This is a genomic window from Clostridium sp. 1001271st1 H5, assembly GCF_005845215.1.
Taxonomy (GTDB): domain Bacteria; phylum Bacillota; class Clostridia; order Lachnospirales; family Lachnospiraceae; genus Enterocloster.
In genome coordinates, this window is sequence record NZ_SPHO01000028.1 from 13,647 (window position 1) to 30,365 (window position 16,719).

Annotated in this window: 21 protein-coding genes; 2 read left to right on the forward strand and 19 right to left on the reverse strand. The window is 51.9% G+C overall.

Annotated features, from left to right (window positions below):
- Positions 1-21: 21 nt before the first annotated feature.
- From hpt to FGS84_RS27260, 19 genes are all read right to left on the reverse strand, one after another.
- Positions 22-555, reverse strand: a complete 534-nt coding sequence (hpt, locus tag FGS84_RS27170) for a hypoxanthine phosphoribosyltransferase (protein ID WP_002566394.1) — start codon at positions 553-555, stop codon at positions 22-24.
- 20 nt (positions 556-575) lie between these two features.
- Positions 576-2,000, reverse strand: coding sequence for a tRNA lysidine(34) synthetase TilS (gene tilS / locus FGS84_RS27175; protein WP_138311330.1), 1,425 nt, complete (start codon positions 1,998-2,000; stop codon positions 576-578).
- Positions 2,001-2,090: 90 nt separating this feature from the next.
- Positions 2,091-3,509, reverse strand: a complete 1,419-nt coding sequence (locus FGS84_RS27180; protein ID WP_138311331.1) for a SpoIIE family protein phosphatase — start codon at positions 3,507-3,509, stop codon at positions 2,091-2,093.
- A gap of 144 nt (positions 3,510-3,653) precedes the next feature.
- Positions 3,654-3,971, reverse strand: coding sequence for a septum formation initiator family protein (locus tag FGS84_RS27185; protein WP_138311370.1), 318 nt, complete (start codon positions 3,969-3,971; stop codon positions 3,654-3,656).
- A 4-nt stretch (positions 3,972-3,975) separates the two neighbouring features.
- Positions 3,976-4,356: a spore cortex biosynthesis protein YabQ gene (gene yabQ / locus FGS84_RS27190; RefSeq protein WP_138311332.1), complete on the reverse strand. Its 381-nt coding sequence runs from the start codon at positions 4,354-4,356 to the stop codon at positions 3,976-3,978.
- A gap of 10 nt (positions 4,357-4,366) precedes the next feature.
- Positions 4,367-4,654, reverse strand: a complete 288-nt coding sequence (gene yabP, locus FGS84_RS27195; RefSeq protein ID WP_002566399.1) for a sporulation protein YabP — start codon at positions 4,652-4,654, stop codon at positions 4,367-4,369.
- A 111-nt stretch (positions 4,655-4,765) separates the two neighbouring features.
- Positions 4,766-5,005, reverse strand: coding sequence for an RNA-binding S4 domain-containing protein (locus FGS84_RS27200; RefSeq protein WP_002566400.1), 240 nt, complete (start codon positions 5,003-5,005; stop codon positions 4,766-4,768).
- A gap of 3 nt (positions 5,006-5,008) precedes the next feature.
- The gene (locus FGS84_RS27205) at positions 5,009-5,284 is read right to left on the reverse strand and encodes an HU family DNA-binding protein (protein WP_002566401.1); all 276 of its coding nucleotides are present in this window, start codon (positions 5,282-5,284) and stop codon (positions 5,009-5,011) included.
- A gap of 100 nt (positions 5,285-5,384) precedes the next feature.
- Positions 5,385-5,765 carry a MazG family protein gene (locus tag FGS84_RS27210; RefSeq protein ID WP_138311333.1) on the reverse strand — a complete coding sequence of 127 codons (381 nt, stop codon included), beginning with the start codon at positions 5,763-5,765 and terminating at the stop codon, positions 5,385-5,387.
- A 9-nt stretch (positions 5,766-5,774) separates the two neighbouring features.
- Positions 5,775-6,395: a V-type ATP synthase subunit D gene (locus FGS84_RS27215; protein WP_138311334.1), complete on the reverse strand. Its 621-nt coding sequence runs from the start codon at positions 6,393-6,395 to the stop codon at positions 5,775-5,777.
- Positions 6,396-6,400: 5 nt separating this feature from the next.
- Positions 6,401-7,792 (reverse strand): V-type ATP synthase subunit B, encoded by a 1,392-nt coding sequence (locus FGS84_RS27220; protein WP_138311335.1) that lies wholly within the window; start codon positions 7,790-7,792, stop codon positions 6,401-6,403.
- An 11-nt stretch (positions 7,793-7,803) separates the two neighbouring features.
- Positions 7,804-9,570 (reverse strand): V-type ATP synthase subunit A, encoded by a 1,767-nt coding sequence (locus FGS84_RS27225; protein WP_138311336.1) that lies wholly within the window; start codon positions 9,568-9,570, stop codon positions 7,804-7,806.
- The gene (locus tag FGS84_RS27230; protein ID WP_138311337.1) at positions 9,563-10,156 is read right to left on the reverse strand and encodes a V-type ATP synthase subunit E; all 594 of its coding nucleotides are present in this window, start codon (positions 10,154-10,156) and stop codon (positions 9,563-9,565) included. The genes FGS84_RS27225 and FGS84_RS27230 overlap by 8 nt, the downstream gene beginning before the upstream one ends.
- Before the next feature lie 26 nt (positions 10,157-10,182).
- On the reverse strand, positions 10,183-10,491 hold the full coding sequence (locus tag FGS84_RS27235) for a V-type ATP synthase subunit F (RefSeq protein WP_138311338.1): 309 nt from the start codon (positions 10,489-10,491) through the stop codon (positions 10,183-10,185).
- Positions 10,492-10,495: 4 nt separating this feature from the next.
- The gene (locus tag FGS84_RS27240) at positions 10,496-10,930 is read right to left on the reverse strand and encodes an ATP synthase subunit C (RefSeq protein ID WP_138311339.1); all 435 of its coding nucleotides are present in this window, start codon (positions 10,928-10,930) and stop codon (positions 10,496-10,498) included.
- Positions 10,931-10,961: 31 nt separating this feature from the next.
- Positions 10,962-12,902 (reverse strand): V-type ATPase 116kDa subunit family protein, encoded by a 1,941-nt coding sequence (locus FGS84_RS27245; protein ID WP_138311340.1) that lies wholly within the window; start codon positions 12,900-12,902, stop codon positions 10,962-10,964.
- A gap of 17 nt (positions 12,903-12,919) precedes the next feature.
- Positions 12,920-13,939 carry a V-type ATPase subunit gene (locus FGS84_RS27250; protein WP_138311341.1) on the reverse strand — a complete coding sequence of 340 codons (1,020 nt, stop codon included), beginning with the start codon at positions 13,937-13,939 and terminating at the stop codon, positions 12,920-12,922.
- A gap of 4 nt (positions 13,940-13,943) precedes the next feature.
- On the reverse strand, positions 13,944-14,255 hold the full coding sequence (locus tag FGS84_RS27255; RefSeq protein ID WP_138311342.1) for an ATPase: 312 nt from the start codon (positions 14,253-14,255) through the stop codon (positions 13,944-13,946).
- Between the two features lie 202 nt (positions 14,256-14,457).
- Positions 14,458-15,450, reverse strand: a complete 993-nt coding sequence (locus tag FGS84_RS27260; protein ID WP_138311343.1) for an SH3 domain-containing protein — start codon at positions 15,448-15,450, stop codon at positions 14,458-14,460.
- A gap of 184 nt (positions 15,451-15,634) precedes the next feature.
- Here FGS84_RS27260 and trmB point away from each other — a divergent pair, with 184 nt between their 5' ends.
- A complete protein-coding gene (gene trmB, locus FGS84_RS27265) occupies positions 15,635-16,297 on the forward strand; it encodes a tRNA (guanosine(46)-N7)-methyltransferase TrmB (protein ID WP_138311344.1) in 663 nt (220 codons plus the stop codon).
- 36 nt (positions 16,298-16,333) lie between these two features.
- Complete coding sequence (locus FGS84_RS31090; protein ID WP_171042723.1) at positions 16,334-16,489, forward strand: hypothetical protein; 156 nt, start codon at positions 16,334-16,336, stop codon at positions 16,487-16,489.
- Positions 16,490-16,719: the final 230 nt, after the last annotated feature.

Below are 16,719 nucleotides of genomic sequence, written 5' to 3' on the forward strand. Positions count from 1 at the left end.
GAATTGCCTCCTTAGACCTTCTTATTCTGCATCCAATTCTACTACTCCGATGTAAGGCAGGTTACGGTATTTCTGGTCATAATCCAGTCCATATCCCACTACAAATTCATCCGGTATCGTAAAGCAGGTATAGTCCACCTTCACCTGCTTCTTCACCCTGCGCTCCGGCTTATCAAGAAGTGTGCACAGATGGATGCTCTTTGGACCTCTCTGTTTCAACACCTCAATCAGATATGCCAATGTACGGCCAGAGTCTATAATATCTTCCACAATCAGTACATCCTTGCCTTCCAGGGACTCATCCAGGTCCTTTACAATCCTGACCACGCCGCTGGACACAGTGCCGCCGCCGTAGCTGGACACGGACATAAAGTCCAGGGACACCGGAACCGTCATCCTCTTTGCCAGCTCGCAGGTAAAGAATACCCCGCCCTTTAATATGCAAATCATGTGGACCTGCTTTCCTGCATAATCCTCGCTGATTTTTGCCGCTACTTCGTTAATCCTTTTATCGACTTCCTCTTCCGTCAATAAAACACGAATCCTGTCAGCCATTGCCTTATCCTCCGTTTCGCCTATTCTTTTCTCTCTCCAGTCTGGCCTGCCTCTGCCTGCAGCACCCGGATTGTATCCGGTCCTATCTTGTAATACTCGCTGATGCGGTAGCCTATAATCCACATCACATGGCTGCCATCTGCCAGAAGGGGTATCTTATCCCGCATCTGTCTGGGTATCTTCTCATCAATCATAAAACGATTAAGCGCCTTGTGGCTTTTGTCCGCCAGAACAATATAGTCCCCCGGACGCCTGGTTCTTACCACGGGCGTACCCTTTATTTTATCACAGTCAAACCATTTCGTATACATATTTTTAGGAAATTCCATCCCTTTTTTCAGAGAAAAAACCTCCATGTCCACGATAGGCAGGTCGCCCCATTCACCTTTTGCCACAGGGTCTCCCCTGCCCATCCAGATTCCCTCGTACTCCCTTATGGCAGCCAGTCCGTAGGGCAAATCCACTTGCTTTCCAACGGCCCGCCCGGCCAGCTCCATGACCTGGCTCACATGAACCAGCCCCAGGTCCCTGGACGCCCCGCTCAATTCCTTGAGAAGGGACATCACCACATAGGACTGCAGAATCTCCGGTTCCCCCAGAAAGGCCCCTGCCGGGATATATGCCCCGGAATCCTTCCTTACATGGGCCTTAATCCAGGCATCTGCCTGGCTTTCCAGGTACTCATCAGCCTGGGAGGCCAGATGTCCCAGACGCAGGATATTGCCTGCGGCGCCCCGGTTCACATACTGCTCTATCTCCGGCAGCAGCTGATTGCGTATTCTGTTCCGGGTGTAGTGAAGGGTATCATTGGTGGAATCCTGCACATAGGACAGGTCCCGGCTTTCCAGCCACTTAAGGATGGAAGCCCGGTCCGCGTCCAGCAGGGGGCGGATAATCCTTCCCCTCCGGTAGACGATTCCACGCAGTCCGGAAAGACCGCTCCCCCGGAAAAGATTGTGAAGGATAGTCTCCACCTGGTCCCCGCTGTGGTGGGCCACAGCAATTTTTACAGGGCGGAAACTGCTGTCAGCCGTACTGCCGTCAGCCGGACCGCCGTCCGGCCCGGTCCGGTCCTCCCCTTCCCATCCCGCAGCCTCTTTCTCCAGAGCCTCATAGCGCAGATAACGGCCCGCCTCCTCCTCAGACATGCCCTTTGCAGCCGCAAAGCCGCGCACATCTACCTTTAGGATATGACAGGGGACATGAAACCCTTCACACAATGACATGACAAAATCCGCATCCCGGTCCGCTTCCTCCCCCCTGAGCCCGTGATGGACATGAAGGGCCCTGAGCCCCATTTGCCACGGTTCCCTGAATGCGCATAACAACGCTAAGAGGCAGACGGAATCTGCCCCTCCTGAAACTGCTGCAATGACCCGGTCCCCCGGCTCCAGCATATGATATTGTTCTATGGTCTCCCTGACCCTGTGCTCCAGTCCTTCCACCTGTCTCTCCTGTGTCCAATCATGTTTGTCTCTGTCTATTTCTTATAATATACCCGCAAATGTCCCTCCTTGCAAGCCTGTGGTTGTAAATTATGAGCGTCTTTTCCAGATTCCGGCTGCCAGGACCGTCATATCGTCCCTTGGTGCCGGAATAAAAGACACTGCAAAATCCAGAACCTGGTCCGCCAGTTCCTGGGGTCCCATCTCCTCCACACTCTCCAGATACTGCTGCATAGCCTGTTCCTTGTCGTCCCCCGGCAGCGCATCCAGCACCCCGTCGCTGACCATGACAATCCGGTCGCCCTCCCACAGCTTCCTGGACATGAGCACTGGTTCCACTCCATTGAGTATTCCCATGGGAACTTCCCCTGCCTCCATGATTTCCACGCCCTCTTCCCCGATGATGAAGGTTGGCACAGCCCCCAGTTTCATGGCCTCCAGCACTCCGGTGTGCAGGTCGATGCAGCTGAGGTCCAGGGTAGCCGGATGCTGTTCCGGTCCTGCCAGCAAAAGTACTGTGTTCACCAGCTTAAGGGCAGCCCTTGGTGAAAATCCGGTTTCCAGCAGCTGCTCCGTCAATTCCACCACCTGCTTGCTCTCCCTGGACGCTGCCTCCCCGCTTCCCATGCCGTCTGAAAGGCTCATGACCACCTGGTTTCCGGGACTCTCGCAGAAGGTATAATTATCCCCGGAATACTTCTCCCCCTTCTTTGGAATTCTGGAAGCGCCATAGAGCATGCGGTACCCGCCTTCCTCCAGAAAACGCACGGTTTCATACTGTTTGGTAATAATGCTGCGGCTGTCCTTGGCAGGGCTCCACCTTGTCCCACCCATAACCTCCCCCATAATCAGGGCTGCATCCTTGGAAGTGATGCAGCGGCCGTTGGTGGTCCTGACCGTGAGAAATGCTTCCTTCTGCCCGTTCTCATACTCCAGCAGCAAAAGGTTGCCCAGGGCAACATGATAACGCTTAAAATATTTTTTCAGTATGTATTCATACTCATCCGTAATATCCCTGGCACGGTCAATCTGGTGGGAAAACTCCTCCAGTATCACGGACAGCTCCCTGAACTGGGATATAACCGCATCCCTGCTCTCCAGGAACCGGTTCTTCCAGGACAGATTCATGGTGGCCCGCCCCAGGCTCCGGTTCAGCTGGGCCAGATAATCCTCCTTTTTCCGGCAGCCGCTCTGGAACATCTGGGGCATGTCCTCAAAATCAATATGGCCCTTCTGCTCAAACGCCCGCAAAAGATAATACAGGTAATAGCTGTCCTCCTTCTCGCTGTCCGCATACAGGTTGCACCTGCTGCAGCTCTCGCACACCAGGGCAGCGCTGGCCTGCATGGCAGCCAGACCATCGTCCTTTGTCAGCTGTCCGTTTTTTTCTATACCGTCGTCAAATGCCTTGGCCAGCTGGTTCAGGGACTCTGCCATATCCCCCAGTCTCCTGGCCGTATAATAATTTACATCCGTTCTTCCCTTAACTTCCCGCTCTCTGATAAACACAAAAATCCCTCCTAATCCGCGTAACTTTCAGTATACGCACCCAGGAGGGAAATATATGTCGTATCATGCATGGATTTTTAAAAATCGTTCGCCTGTTTTCGCCATCAACGAAAGGAAATGCGCATCACCCCACAGGCCTGCGTGTCACTCCGTGGGCTTCAGCAGAATCTCATCCGGATTTACAAGTCCCAGCTTTTCCTTGGCCACTTCCTCTGCATACTGCTTGGTCTTGACGTAAATCTTGTATTCCTGCAGTTCAGCGGTCCGCTTTTCTTCCTCTGCCTTCTGCTGCTCCAGGTTCTGTTCCCGGATGCTGTACTCCAGGTCCGACTTCTTAAGGTCAGCGCCCTTTATATTGATTGCCACAGCCAAAAACATGACTACCAGGGTAATACCCATGATGGCCATGCGGTTCGTCCATTTGTCGCGCCTTACACGCCTTGATTTGCCGTAGGATTTCATCTGCTCAATCACCAGCTCCGTCTTTTTCCGGGCTGCAGACAGCCTTCTGTCTGTGCCTGTTCATAATCATTCTAAGGCATTTGCCTGCCTTTTTCAAGCACTTAAAGAAAATTCTGCTGATAAATCGGTCATACAGAATCATGCCTGCAAATACCCCTCCTATGACATAGGCCCTGAATACGCCGTCATTCTGCTCATAGAGGAGAATGAAGGTCACAAGCCCGGCATAGAGCCAATACAAAAAATCTTCCACCCCGGTCCAGAAGGGGCCGTGCCGGATAACCAGGCGGAACACCCTGAGGGTGTCATAGGCCAGCATGAGCCAACCGCCAGTGACCAGGCTGAGCACCATCAGCCAGGCCTCATACTGAATCCTGCTGCTCATAATGCCTCCCCTACTTAAACAGGCGGGTGAACAGGGATTCCCCGGACTTTCTGAGGGCTTCGTTGGAACTGTAGACCATGCTGTCTATGGTTCCCTCTATGTCCACCTCTCCCTTTTCCAGGGTAAGGCGGCTTACGTGAAGCTCCTTTCCCTTGATGGTCAGCAGCCCCATATCCGTGTCCAGGACAACTGCATTTTCATCAAAGGAAACCACATCGCATATGCCTGTGATGTTTCCCTTGCCTCTGTTCTGTAATATAAGCTTATGCTGACGATTGCTTCCAATCTTTTCTTCCATGCAAAAAACCTCCCCGTATATCTAACCTATGTTAAATATATGGGGAGGTTGGCCATTCTATGCCACTTATCTTAAATATTGTAACTGCTAAATCATCCGATGTAACTGTTACTAAATATAACGGTAAAGTTCCTTGGCCTCATCCTTCTTCACAGTTTCCTGTACGTCCAGAACCTCCACCTTAACGGCCTTGGCTCCGAACTGAATCTCGATGATATCACCTGTCTTCACACTGACAGACGCCTTTGCCGGCTTATCATTCACCAGCACACGGCCTGCGTCGCATGCCTCATTGGCAACGGTCCTGCGCTTGATAAGGCGGGAAACTTTCAGAAACTTGTCCAATCTCATGGATTATTTATTAACCTCATCCTTTAATGCCTTGCCAGCTTTGAACTTCGGAGTCTTGGAAGCCTCGATGGTCATCGTCTTACCAGTCTTGGGATTTCTTCCCTCTCTTGCAGCTCTCTCAGATACTTCAAAGGTTCCGAAGCCCACTAACTGTACTTTTCCGCCTTTAACCAGCTCTTCAGATACAGCGTCAGTGAAAGCCTTAACTGCCTTCTCTGCGTCCTTCTTGGAAAGCTCTGCCTTCTCAGCAACTGCTGCAATCAATTCTGTCTTGTTCATCAATTTTTCCTCCTAGATATTGTCCGGGAAAGGCCCCGGAATCGTTACTTTTTAAAGTCATAGTGTACTTAATCATTTATATCTGTTTTACTATGATTTGTCAAGGTTTTTTGGCTTTTTCCTGCATTTTTATCTGATTCCAGAGGGCGGTCCCTTCCTCCACGGAATTCACCTTTACATCGCCAAATACGTGGGGGTGTCTTCGGACCATTTTCCGGCATAAACCGTCGATTACATCGTCAATGGTGAACCTGCCCTCCTCCTCTGCAATCCGGCTGTTCAGGATAACCTGGAGCAGCACGTCCCCCAGTTCCTCGCACAGGTTTTCCATGTCCTGGTTGTCTATGGCCTGGAATACTTCCTCTGTCTCGTCAGCCAGGCATTTCTTCAGGCTCTCAAAGGTCTGTGCCCTGTCCCAGGGACAGCCCTCAGGCGACCGCAGCTTTGCTATTATTCCCACAAGCTCATCAAATGTATACATAAAAACCTCCTATACCTTCTCCTTATTGCGCTTGATTACCTTGAGGCGGGTAAATTCCTCCCTCTCCTTTTCCTCCAGCGCATTGGAAATGGACTTGCTCAGGTCCTCATAATGAGGAATGGTGATGTTCTTAAGGGCATTGGCCCGTTTCTGGGTCTTTTTGATGGAGTTGGCCAGCCGGTAGGCGGAGTTCTCCACCATGGAAAGCTTTATGGTCAGCTCCTTTACCTTCTCAAAATGGTATCTGGCCTCGTCCAGGGACTCCGTGGTGTTGTAGAAACCATAGGTCAGGGCCAGGGGACGGGCTTCATGCTGGACCAGGGGGATCTCGGTTCCCATAATGCTTCTGGCCTTGATTTTCACCCGGTCGTCCACCGGCACGGATACGCCTATCTCCTGGACATAATTGATGCCCAGCTCAATATTGGCCTTCTGGAGGGCCGCATAGGCTTCCCGGAAGGTACTGTCGATTTCGGACTGGATTCCCTTTGCCTCGTCAATCAGCTCCATCAGCTCCCGAATCAGGATGTTCCTCTTTTTATCCATAAGCCCGTAGCCCATATAGGCCAGGCCCAGTGAATTCTTTGCCGCTATGAGGTTGCCTTTGGTGGGAAATGTATTTGGATCCATTTACATCACTCCTTCATGGTGTCCGCAGGTTTATAATACTGGTCAAGCACCTTGGTGTCGATACGGTCCAGTTCCTCCCTGGGCAGCATTCCCAGAAGCTTCCAGCCAATATCCAGGGTGTCCAGGATGGTTCGGTTCTCATGGGGGGCCTGGCCTATGAAATGCTCCTCAAAAGCCTTGCCGAACTCCAGGTATTTCTTGTCAATGGGTGAAAGTTCATCTTCGCCGATAACCGATGCCAGGGCCCTGGCGTCCCCCACCTTGGCATAGCAGGAGAAAAGCTGGTTGGCCACGTCCTGGTGGTCGGCCCTGGTATAGCCCTCGCCGATTCCGTCCTTCATAAGCCTGGACAGGGACGGCAGCACATTGATGGGCGGATAGATGTTCTGTCCGTTTAGCTGCCGGTCCAGAACAATCTGGCCCTCGGTGATATATCCCGTCAGGTCAGGGATGGGATGGGTGATATCGTCGTTGGGCATGGTGAGAATGGGAATCTGGGTCACGGAGCCAGGTCTTCCGGCCACAATGCCGGCTCTCTCATAGAGGGAGGCCAGGTCGCTGTAGAGATAGCCCGGGAAACCCTTTCTGGACGGAATCTCGCCCTTGGATGAGGAAACCTCACGCATGGCCTCTGCGTAGGAAGTCATGTCCGTCAATATAACCAGTATGTGCATACCCTTCTCAAAAGCCAGGTACTCGGCCAGGGTCAGCGCGATTTTAGGGGTGATGAGACGTTCCACCACAGGGTCATTGGCCAGGTTGATAAACATGGCCACATGCTCGGACACACCGCTCTCCTCAAAGGTGCGGCGGAAGAAATCAGCCACATCGTATTTCACGCCCATGGCGCCGAACACAATGGCAAATTCCTCATCTGAATTCTCTCCCAGGGACGCCTGCTGCACAATCTGGGCAGCCAGCTGGTCATGGGGAAGACCGTTTCCTGAAAAGATGGGAAGCTTCTGACCGCGAATCAGGGTGGTAAGCCCGTCAATGGCGGAGATTCCCGTACGGATATAGTTTCTTGGGTATTCGCGTGTCACCGGATTAAGGGGCTTGCCGTTGATATCCAGCTTTACATCGGATATGATATCCCCCAGGCCGTCAATGGGCTGGCCGATACCGTTAAAGGTACGACCCAACATCTCTTCGGAAACTTCTATCTCCATGGGATGGCCCGTAAGCCTTGTATGGGTGTTGCGCAGGGCCATGCCGTCCGTGCCCTCAAACACCTGGATGATGGCCTTATCCCCGTATATCTCAATAATTCGGCCTATCTTGTGGAGATTCCCGGCCACGGTCATCTCCACGATTTCATCATAAGCCGCATTCTGAACGCCCTCCAGGACCACCAGAGGGCCATTGATTTCACTTAAACCTAAATATTCAATTGCCATATGGACCTCCCTTATGCGTTTCGTTCCACAACCCTGTCATAGAAATCATCAATCATCTTCATGTAATCATCGAACATTTCCAGATGGTCATTGGGCACATCGTATTTGATGGATATGATTTTGTCGAATATGTTCTCCTCCTTCAGCACGGACACAGGCATGCCCATGGAAACAAGGGAGCGGGATTTTTTATACAGGTAAAGAATGACTTCCATCATCTTAAACTGCTTGGTTAAAGGCACGGATGTATCATCCTTATGGAATGCATTCTGCTGCAGGAATCCCAGGCGGATGACCTTTGCGATTTCAAGCACCAGCTTCTGGTCGTCCGGCAGTACGTCGGCGCCAATCAGCTTTACAATTTCCATCAGGCTGCTCTCCTGCACCAGCAGCGCCATCAGGCGGTTCCGGTCGTCCACAAACCGCTTATCCACATTGTCCATGTACCAGGACGACAGGTCGTTTATATACTCCGAATAGCTGGTAAGCCAGTGGATGGCCGGGAAATGTCTGGCGTAAGCCAGGGATTTATCCAGTCCCCAGAAGCAGCGCACAAAACGCTTGGTGTTCATAGTTACGGGCTCGGAGAAATCGCCTCCCTGGGGGGACACGGCGCCGATGATGGTCACGGAGCCCTCGGTCCCATTGAGATTCTGCATCATTCCTGCCCTCTCATAGAAAGCGGACAGACGGGACGCCAGGTAAGCCGGGAACCCTTCCTCTGCAGGCATTTCCTCCAGACGGCCTGACAACTCCCTGAGGGCCTCCGCCCATCTGGAAGTGGAATCGGCCATAATGGCCACATGGTAGCCCATATCCCTGTAATATTCCGCCAGGGTAAGGCCGGAATACAGGCTGGCTTCACGGGCAGCCACCGGCATGTTGGACGTGTTGGCAATCAGGGTGGTCCTGTCCATCAGGGGATTCCCTGTCTTAGGGTCAATCAGCTCTGAGAATTCTTCCAGGACCTGGGTCATCTCGTTGCCCCGCTCGCCGCAGCCGATGTAGATAATAACATCTGCATCCGACCACTTGGCCACCTGATGCTGGGTCATGGTCTTGCCTGTTCCGAAACCGCCGGGAATGGCAGCCGTACCGCCCTTTGCAAGCGGAAACATGGTATCCAGGATACGCTGTCCTGTAATCAGCGGCTTTACGGCGGGAAAACGGCGGGCAGACGGTCTGGCCACGCGGATGGGCCATTTCTGGGTCATGGTCAGGGACCTCTCGGTGCCGTCCAGGAGCTGAAGGGTCAGAAGGGGCTCCTCGATTGTATACTGGCCGTCCGGCACCACTGTAAGAACATAGCCTTCCACGTCCGGCGGCGCCATAACCTTATGGGTGATGGCCCTTGTCTCCGGCACCTCCGCAATGATGGTGCCGGGCATGATTCTGTCCCCTTCCTTCACCACCATGTGGGTATCCCACTTTTTATCCGTATCCAGACTGCTCACGGATATGCCGCGGCTGATATAGTATCCGCTTCCCTTGGCGATTTCGCTTAAGGGACGCTCAATTCCGTCAAATATATTGCTCAGGATTCCCGGCGCCAGCGTAACGGACACAGGGGCTCCTGTGCCTGTTACAATTTCGCCCGGCTTAATGCCGCTGGTCTCCTCATAAACCTGGATGGTGGTCTTTTCTGAAGTAAGTCCGATGACCTCGCCCACCAGCTTCTCCCGGCCCACATGCACCATCTCATTCATCTGGAACCCTGAGTCGCCCAGCAGGGAAACGACAGGACCATTTATACCGTAAATCACACCTGTCTTAGCCACTTTGCCTACCTCCTGTCAAGTCAAATTTAAACTCATGGCGGGCCTCGTTTAACTTAGTCTGGAATGAGTTGTCTATAAGTATATGCTTGCCCGGAAGCACAGCCCTGGTGCCTCCGTTAAAGGAATATTCGCTGACCTTGATGGTGGCGTTGTGATGCATGGCAATGCGCTGCAGCTTATCCGCGTCCGAAGGGTCCATATAAATAACCAGTTCCTCGTCCCCCGCAAATTCCTTGGCAGCCTTTACCTGGCGGTCCAGAAGCCGCTGGTAATCCTGTGTCTCCATGAAGTTGGCCAGTTTATCCCTTAGTTCCACGAACAGCTTATCCTTAAGCTCCTCCTGCTTGTGGCTGGCTTCCCTCTTTAAATCCAGCTGGCCGATGGACAGCCGTTTATTGATTTCACGTCCCAGCTTCTCTGTCTCTGCCTCCACCTGCATGTCGGCCCGCCTTCTGGCGTCAGCCGCATGTTCCTCAAAGGCAGTCTCCAGGGCGTTCATATAGTCATCCAGCATCCTGGCGCTGCGCTCTCTGGCATCCGTCATACAGATATCCTGGAAATGCTTTAGCTTTTCCTCTGTTGTCAAGCTGATTCACCCTCTTTCTATCATTACTACAGTTTCAGTCCGATTGCCTCGTTCACATAAGAGGTGATAAAGTCCGGCTTGCGGCCGGTTCCATGGCGGTCCGGAATCTCCACAATAAGCGGAAGCTTGCGCTCCAGCTTTACATTGTCGATGATTTCCGGAAATTCCCTGCCGAATTTCTCTGTCAGCAGGATGATTCCAATGGATTTGTCGGCCAGGGCCTTATCCAGTTCTTCCTTCAGTTCTTCCCTCTTATGGACCACAGCCCCCTCGACCCCTGCCAGACGCATGCCGGTCCAGGTGTCGATGTTGTCGCTGATAAGGTACATCTTCATAGGATTACAGCTTTCCTAAAATCATAAAGGATATGATTAATCCATAGAGACACACACCTTCGGCAAGACCTACGAAGATTAATGATTTACCAAGGATGGAGCTGTCCTCGCTGATAGCTCCCAGTGCTGCGCTGGCTGCTGCGGAAACAGCGATGCCGCCGCCCAGGCAGGAAAGTCCGGTAGCCAGGGCTGCCGACAGATAACCCATGCCGGCTGCGGATGAACCGGCTGCCTGGGCTCCTGCCTCGGCCGCCACTGCATTGCCGGAGAACATAACCACGGCTGCAAATACCATGGTGCCAAAGAACAGGAACACATTGGCTGCCAGGGCCGTCTTATAGCGTCCTTTTGTTTTCTCCCCTGCTGCAAAAGCTCCAAAAGGTACTGCAATGCTTAAAATAAGTGCTGCGCTCAGTGTAATTTTAACTAATAAACTCATATCTCATATCTCCTTTTTGTATTATATATGCTTACTGCTCTCCGGCAGCCTTTCCATACGGTTCAAATGCCCTGCCGCTGCCGCGGTAGAAACGGCTGAACAGCTCATAATATTCCAGACGCAGTACCTGGATGCCCACAATCAGGCCCTCCATACCGCATACAAACAGGTTGCCGCCAACCACCACGGCCCAGTTTGTATTTCCTCCTGCCTCTGCCCCTGCCAGCATCAGGACCACCTGCATCATGGCTGCATGGCTCACCGCAAAAGCGCCCACACGGACAAAGGAAAGGGTGTTGGAAAAATAGCTCAAAAGCACTTCAAAGAGTTCAAATATCCCCTGGGTGATAAACATTCCCAGGCCGGTTTCCATGCGCTGCGCCTTTTTCTCCACCATGGCAGCCAGAGGCTCCTTAAAGAATATCACCAGAAGGGGAATCAGGAACATAATTACCAGAATCACGGTGGCGGGAAGGGGATTGCCGGTCATATACAGTACAATCACAGCTGCCAGGGCAAAGTAAAATACCAGCCCGGCCACGCCGTTGGTGTCAAAATACGCCTTCTCCACATCATGGGAACGCAGGCTGTTGATGATATTGAGAATCATGCACAGAAGAATGATTCCCATTCCAATGGCAACCGCCACCACAAATACGGTGTTCAGCCTTCCGATAAAGGGCAGGTTTGTCATGGCTTCCTGGGGCCTGAGCCACACTGCATCCATAATATCCTCAAATCCGAAGATGCTTCCGAAGAGCAGTCCGAATATGGTGGAGAACACGCCGCAGCAGGAAATGATTCCGGCCAGACGTATTTTCCTGAACCGGTACAGCAGGAAACCTCCCACCAGCAGGCACAGCCCCTGCCCGGCATCCCCGAACATGAATCCAAACAGTATGGAATACGTGATTCCAATCAGTATGGTGGGGTCCAGCTCATTATAGGATGGCAGCCCGTACATCTCCACATACATCTCAAAGGGTCTGAACAGTCCCGGATTCTTCATCTTTGTGGGAGGCGTGCTCATAATATTGTTGTGGTCGTCCTCAATGATGCAGAAGGTATCGCTGTCCCGTTCGATTTCTTTCTGGAACTCCTTTGCATCCTTCTCCGTCATCCATCCGCAGAGAATGTAGAAGTTATGGGTGTCATGCTTGGTGACGGCAGCCATCTTCCTCACGTCAAAGTTAGTGGAAAATACCCGGATGCGCCTGCAGGCAGCGGCAAACTCCTCCTTCCTGCTGCTCATGGCCTCCACGATTTCCCGGTCCGCCTGGTCTATCTCCTTCTGAAGGCTTCCTATACGGTCGTCCAGCACATGTCCGGCCTCCACAGGGGTACCCTCATACTCGTCCGGCAGAAAACACCGTTCAAAATGCATGGACGCATAGATGGCGTCAATCTTATCGGCCAGACTCTCCGGCACAAAGTAGACCACCCACACATAATCCCCCTCCTCCTCGCATTTAAACATGACCGTGTCTATGGTCTCATACACATAGGATGAGAATTTTTCATAATATTCCTTGGAAATACGTCCGAACCGGAACTTCATGAACCGGAACTTAAGTATCTCCTTCACATTGTAGTTAAGCCCTGCAAAGGGTACCACCCTGTCCCTGGACTCCTGCAGCTCGTCCCGCTGGCGCACCAGGGTATTCTTCCGGTCCGTCAGCTCCTTAAGCTGGGCGTCAAGGCTGTTAATGACCCCGACCGCTTCCTCCAGCTTCATCTTTCGGTCCGTCTGGTCCGGTATCAGCTCATGATAGCTTTCCAGCAATTCCGAGGCCTTTTCCAGCACATTCTTATACGGATTCGTCTCAATATAAGGCCTCAGGTCTTTTACTGTCTTAAGCTCCGACAGGGCATTTTCCAGGTGTATCTCGTATCTGGACAGATATGTGTCCACCACCCGGTCAATATCCTCCTTAGGGCCGGTAATACTTAAGAACTTCATCTTCTCAATCACGTCTTAACCCCCTTTAGTCAACTTGCTCCCAGTCCATAACGTATCTTCTCAATGGTAGTTATGATACGCTCGATTTCCCTCTCCTTAAAGTAGAGATAGGAATTAAGTATGGCGATGGAGTATGGGTCCTTTCTGCTTGTCTTCTGGTAAATCCTGTCTATTATATCGTGGGACAGCTGGTCCAGGTCCTGATTCTCGTCCAGATGGACCAGCCCCGTCCTGCCGTACCAGCTTCCCTCAATCAGCCCGTACAGTATATCCAGGCTCTCCGCCTCCACCATCCGGCTAATCTCTTTCTTAGTCAGATGGAGCTGTATGGGAATCAGCATGGCGTATATCTCTCCCGGCTCCAGCCGGTAAAACTTCTTGGAACGGCAAATCCACTGGAGATTCAGCATATCCATCCTGGTGCCGAAGCACTGGGCGATTATCTTCTGCTCATTCTTGGACAGGTACTTGTCCTTTATCTTCCACATGGTCCTGAAATACAGCATATCCAGCGCTGTCTCACAAGCCGGAAGGGTTACCCTGCCGTTCTGCAGCATCTGGTACAAGGGCCCGTAATACGCAGATCCCTTCAGGTTCCCTATGAACTCTTCCATGTTTTGGGACTGGGAAAGTGTGATTAGGTCAAGGGCAGAATGCCGCTCAAAGAAATCACGGAACATGGACAGGTCCTGCCGCTGTTCCCTGTGGCCTGCCGCATTCCTCAGACAGGTCTTTAAGATGGTAATTTCATAATGCATGAAGTACAGGTCCAGGAAACGCCTCTGCTTTATGTTGGCAAACTGGTAAAGCTTTGCAAAATCCCGGTACTGGGACAGATTCAGATGCTGCTCAATGTTTCCCCTGTGCAGGTCCCCGTCCTCCACCTGGTCGAATATCTCCCGGTAAGGAAGAAAGGAGCGCAGGTACTGCACTGCATCCGCTACGGTTTCCAGGGCCGCCATTTCAAGGAACTGCTCATCTTTTATACGCCAGCGCTCCATTGCCTTCACCTTGGTGGCAATGCCGCTGTAAGCAATCAGGCTGCCCATAATCTCACTCCTTTATCATTTTCTGGAACAGAGCCTCTACATATTCTTCATGGTGCCGGTTATAATTGTCTTCCAGCTCCTTAAGCAGAGTCTCTGATTCCGCCTTCTGCTTTGCAAGGAGCCCGTTCATGTCCGCCTCCATTTTCTCCTGAATCTCTGCAATCCTGCGGGCCGTCTCCTGTTCCAGGTTCTTATCAAAGGCAGCCGTCTTTGCATCCATCTCCCCGGCAAATGCTTTCTTGCGCACATTCGCCTCTTCCACAATGGCTCCGGCCGCTGCTTCGATTTCCGATAACCGGTTAATCACAGTATCCATAGCTCTCCTCCTTATATATTTTCATATCATTTCATGATACTACTTTTTTAGAAAAAAACCAGAGGTATTTTATATTTAAATTTAATTTTTCACAATTTTCTCACAGCAAAACGCCAAAAAGAGGAAGAACTTTTTAAATTCTTCCTCTTTTTACATCCAAAATTGCCAATTTTTTCTATACAATTTTCACAAATATTCAGGTCTAATTGGCTTCCGGAGCCTCACTGCTCCCGGTTTCGCCCTCGGCTGACGCCACAGGCTCTACCTTTTCAATGTACCTGCTGGACACATATGCCTCCTGGCCGTCGTAATTAATGACCGCCCAGTCGTTGTCATAGCGCTTCACATATACTACCTCGGTGCCGCTGCCCAGCTGTACCAGAATACGCCCGCTGGTGGAAGGCTCGCTGCGGACATTGACGCTGCTGCCCTTAATCCGGTAAGTTTCCGCCGGCGGCTCTGTCTCAGGCTCTGTCTCAGGCTCCGGAGGCGGCGTGGGCGCCGGTTCCACAGGTGCCGTAGTCACGGTAGGTACCGTGGTGGTCTTGTCCGCATCCTTGTCCTTGCCAGGCATGAAAACACGGATAACCACAATCAGGAGAATGACGAGAAGCACAGGAATCAACAGTCTCAGTATGTATGCTGCCGGCGATACGCGCCTGCGCTTCTTCCTGGGACCTCCCTGACGGGACGGGCCGCTGCGGGTATTCCTGGCCGGCACCCGCTGGCTGCTTCTGCCGGAAGCACTTCTGCCTCCGCCGCCCTGCCTGGGTGCCTGACGTCCTGACGTATTCCTTGCAGATGAGGATGGTCTGGCCGTGCGGCCCCCTGAACCTCCTGCAAATTCGTTGGCAAACACATACACTTCCTGGGTCAGCAGCTGGAAGGCCTGATTGGCATCATATGCCGTGTCATCCCCCTCATGAACCGCCTTATTTCCCAGGATACGGATGGTGTGGTAATTATCCTTGGTAGCCTTGTTAATCCATTGGCCCTCGTACAGCTGGTCTATGGTGTCGGACAAATCCCCCTCCACCACACAGGCCCTCTCAGCCATGCACCTTACCATATATTCCAGGACCTGTCTGGCCCTGACCATCACAAGATTATATTCCTTGCGCGCAATCAATCGCTCTGCTTCCTTAACGCCCTGCTGAATCTGCTGCCAGCTGGTCGTCCGCTCCACATTCGACATAAGCCTTCCTCCTTAGTATCGCAGATATCCGCCTATTATGTATAGTATACTAGATTTTTGCTAATTTTGCACTATTAATTATAAAAAATCAGAAAAATAAGAAAAAAGTAAATTTTGTTGCAAATGCATCTTTTGAATGTTAAAATAAGGCCTGCAGCAACTACATCACGAAAGGATGAAACACATGCGATTACGCCATATCCAGGGCGCCGAGGAAACCATTGCCTCCAGCCCATTTGTCATTCAGGAACCGGAACAGCACCGCGGCGCGTGGAACCAGGTATTCGGCAATAGCAGCCCCCTTGAAATCGAGGTAGGAATGGGCAAGGGCCGTTTCATCATGGAAAAAGCATCCGCCAATCCGGATATCAACTATATAGGAATTGAACGCTATTCCAGCGTCCTGCTGCGGGGACTTCAGAAACGCAGTGAAATGGACCTTAAAAACATTTACTTCATGTGCATCGACGCCAAGGACATGGCGGAAATCTTCGCGCCCGGCGAAGTGGACCGGATTTATCTGAACTTCTCAGACCCATGGCCAAAGGACCGTCATGCCAAGCGCAGGCTCACATCCCCTGTGTTCATGTCGGTATACGACAAAATTCTGGCTCCCCGGGGAGTCGTGGAATTTAAAACAGACAACCGCGGGCTCTTTGAATATTCCCTGGAATCCATTCCCTCCGCCGGGTGGGAGATTACAGAGCACACCTTTGACCTTCATGGCAGCCCCATGGCGGAAGGAAATGTAATGACAGAGTACGAGATGAAGTTTGCCTCCGAAGGCAAGCCCATCTGCAAGCTCATTGCCAGGCGTACAGGCACCCCCGGCCGGAACCCTGCATAGTATACAGGTAAAGGATACCATCAGGAGGCGGACAACATGGCACTCCCTCCGGGAATCACCAAAAAGCTCCTTCAGGCCACCAGCGATAAGACAGACTTAAACAAACAGGCGCTCCGGTTCAACCGTTCCTTCAAGGAAGTCGGCAAACTTCTGGGCCCCGGTTCAGCCAAGGCTAAAAAGGATAAGAAATAGCCTCTGAAAAGAGGACACAGCCCTCCGGCCGCCTGCTCCCATAGGAACAGACGGCTGCGGACGGCGGAAAATCCCGGACAGAAAAATTTTTTCCCGAAAAGTGTTGACATTTTGCTTTTTAGGCGATATAATGGCGAACGTGCTGTTGAGACAGCCGCACAACAAAATAAGAAAATGCGCCTTTAGCTCAGTTGGTAGAGCAGTAGACTCTTAATCTATTTGTCCAGGGT

Bases quoted from the DNA above. Each gene is read 5' to 3' on its own strand.
- hpt (WP_002566394.1), bottom strand. From the start codon at position 555: ATGGCTGACAGGATTCGTGTTTTATTGACGGAAGAGGAAGTCGATAAA.
- FGS84_RS27220 (WP_138311335.1), bottom strand. From the start codon at position 7,792: ATGGCAATTGAATATTTAGGTTTAAGTGAAATCAATGGCCCTCTGGTG.
- FGS84_RS27235 (WP_138311338.1), bottom strand. From the start codon at position 10,491: ATGAAGATGTACCTTATCAGCGACAACATCGACACCTGGACCGGCATG.
- trmB (WP_138311344.1), top strand. From the start codon at position 15,635: ATGCGATTACGCCATATCCAGGGCGCCGAGGAAACCATTGCCTCCAGC.
- FGS84_RS27205 (WP_002566401.1), bottom strand. From the start codon at position 5,284: ATGAACAAGACAGAATTGATTGCAGCAGTTGCTGAGAAGGCAGAGCTT.
- FGS84_RS27240 (WP_138311339.1), bottom strand. From the start codon at position 10,930: ATGAGTTTATTAGTTAAAATTACACTGAGCGCAGCACTTATTTTAAGC.
- FGS84_RS27260 (WP_138311343.1), bottom strand. From the start codon at position 15,450: ATGTCGAATGTGGAGCGGACGACCAGCTGGCAGCAGATTCAGCAGGGC.
- FGS84_RS27185 (WP_138311370.1), bottom strand. From the start codon at position 3,971: ATGAAATCCTACGGCAAATCAAGGCGTGTAAGGCGCGACAAATGGACG.
- FGS84_RS27215 (WP_138311334.1), bottom strand. From the start codon at position 6,395: ATGGATCCAAATACATTTCCCACCAAAGGCAACCTCATAGCGGCAAAG.
- FGS84_RS27210 (WP_138311333.1), bottom strand. From the start codon at position 5,765: ATGTATACATTTGATGAGCTTGTGGGAATAATAGCAAAGCTGCGGTCG.
- yabQ (WP_138311332.1), bottom strand. From the start codon at position 4,356: ATGAGCAGCAGGATTCAGTATGAGGCCTGGCTGATGGTGCTCAGCCTG.
- yabP (WP_002566399.1), bottom strand. From the start codon at position 4,654: ATGGAAGAAAAGATTGGAAGCAATCGTCAGCATAAGCTTATATTACAG.
- FGS84_RS27250 (WP_138311341.1), bottom strand. From the start codon at position 13,939: ATGGGCAGCCTGATTGCTTACAGCGGCATTGCCACCAAGGTGAAGGCA.
- FGS84_RS31090 (WP_171042723.1), top strand. From the start codon at position 16,334: ATGGCACTCCCTCCGGGAATCACCAAAAAGCTCCTTCAGGCCACCAGC.
- FGS84_RS27200 (WP_002566400.1), bottom strand. From the start codon at position 5,005: ATGAGATTGGACAAGTTTCTGAAAGTTTCCCGCCTTATCAAGCGCAGG.
- FGS84_RS27255 (WP_138311342.1), bottom strand. From the start codon at position 14,255: ATGGATACTGTGATTAACCGGTTATCGGAAATCGAAGCAGCGGCCGGA.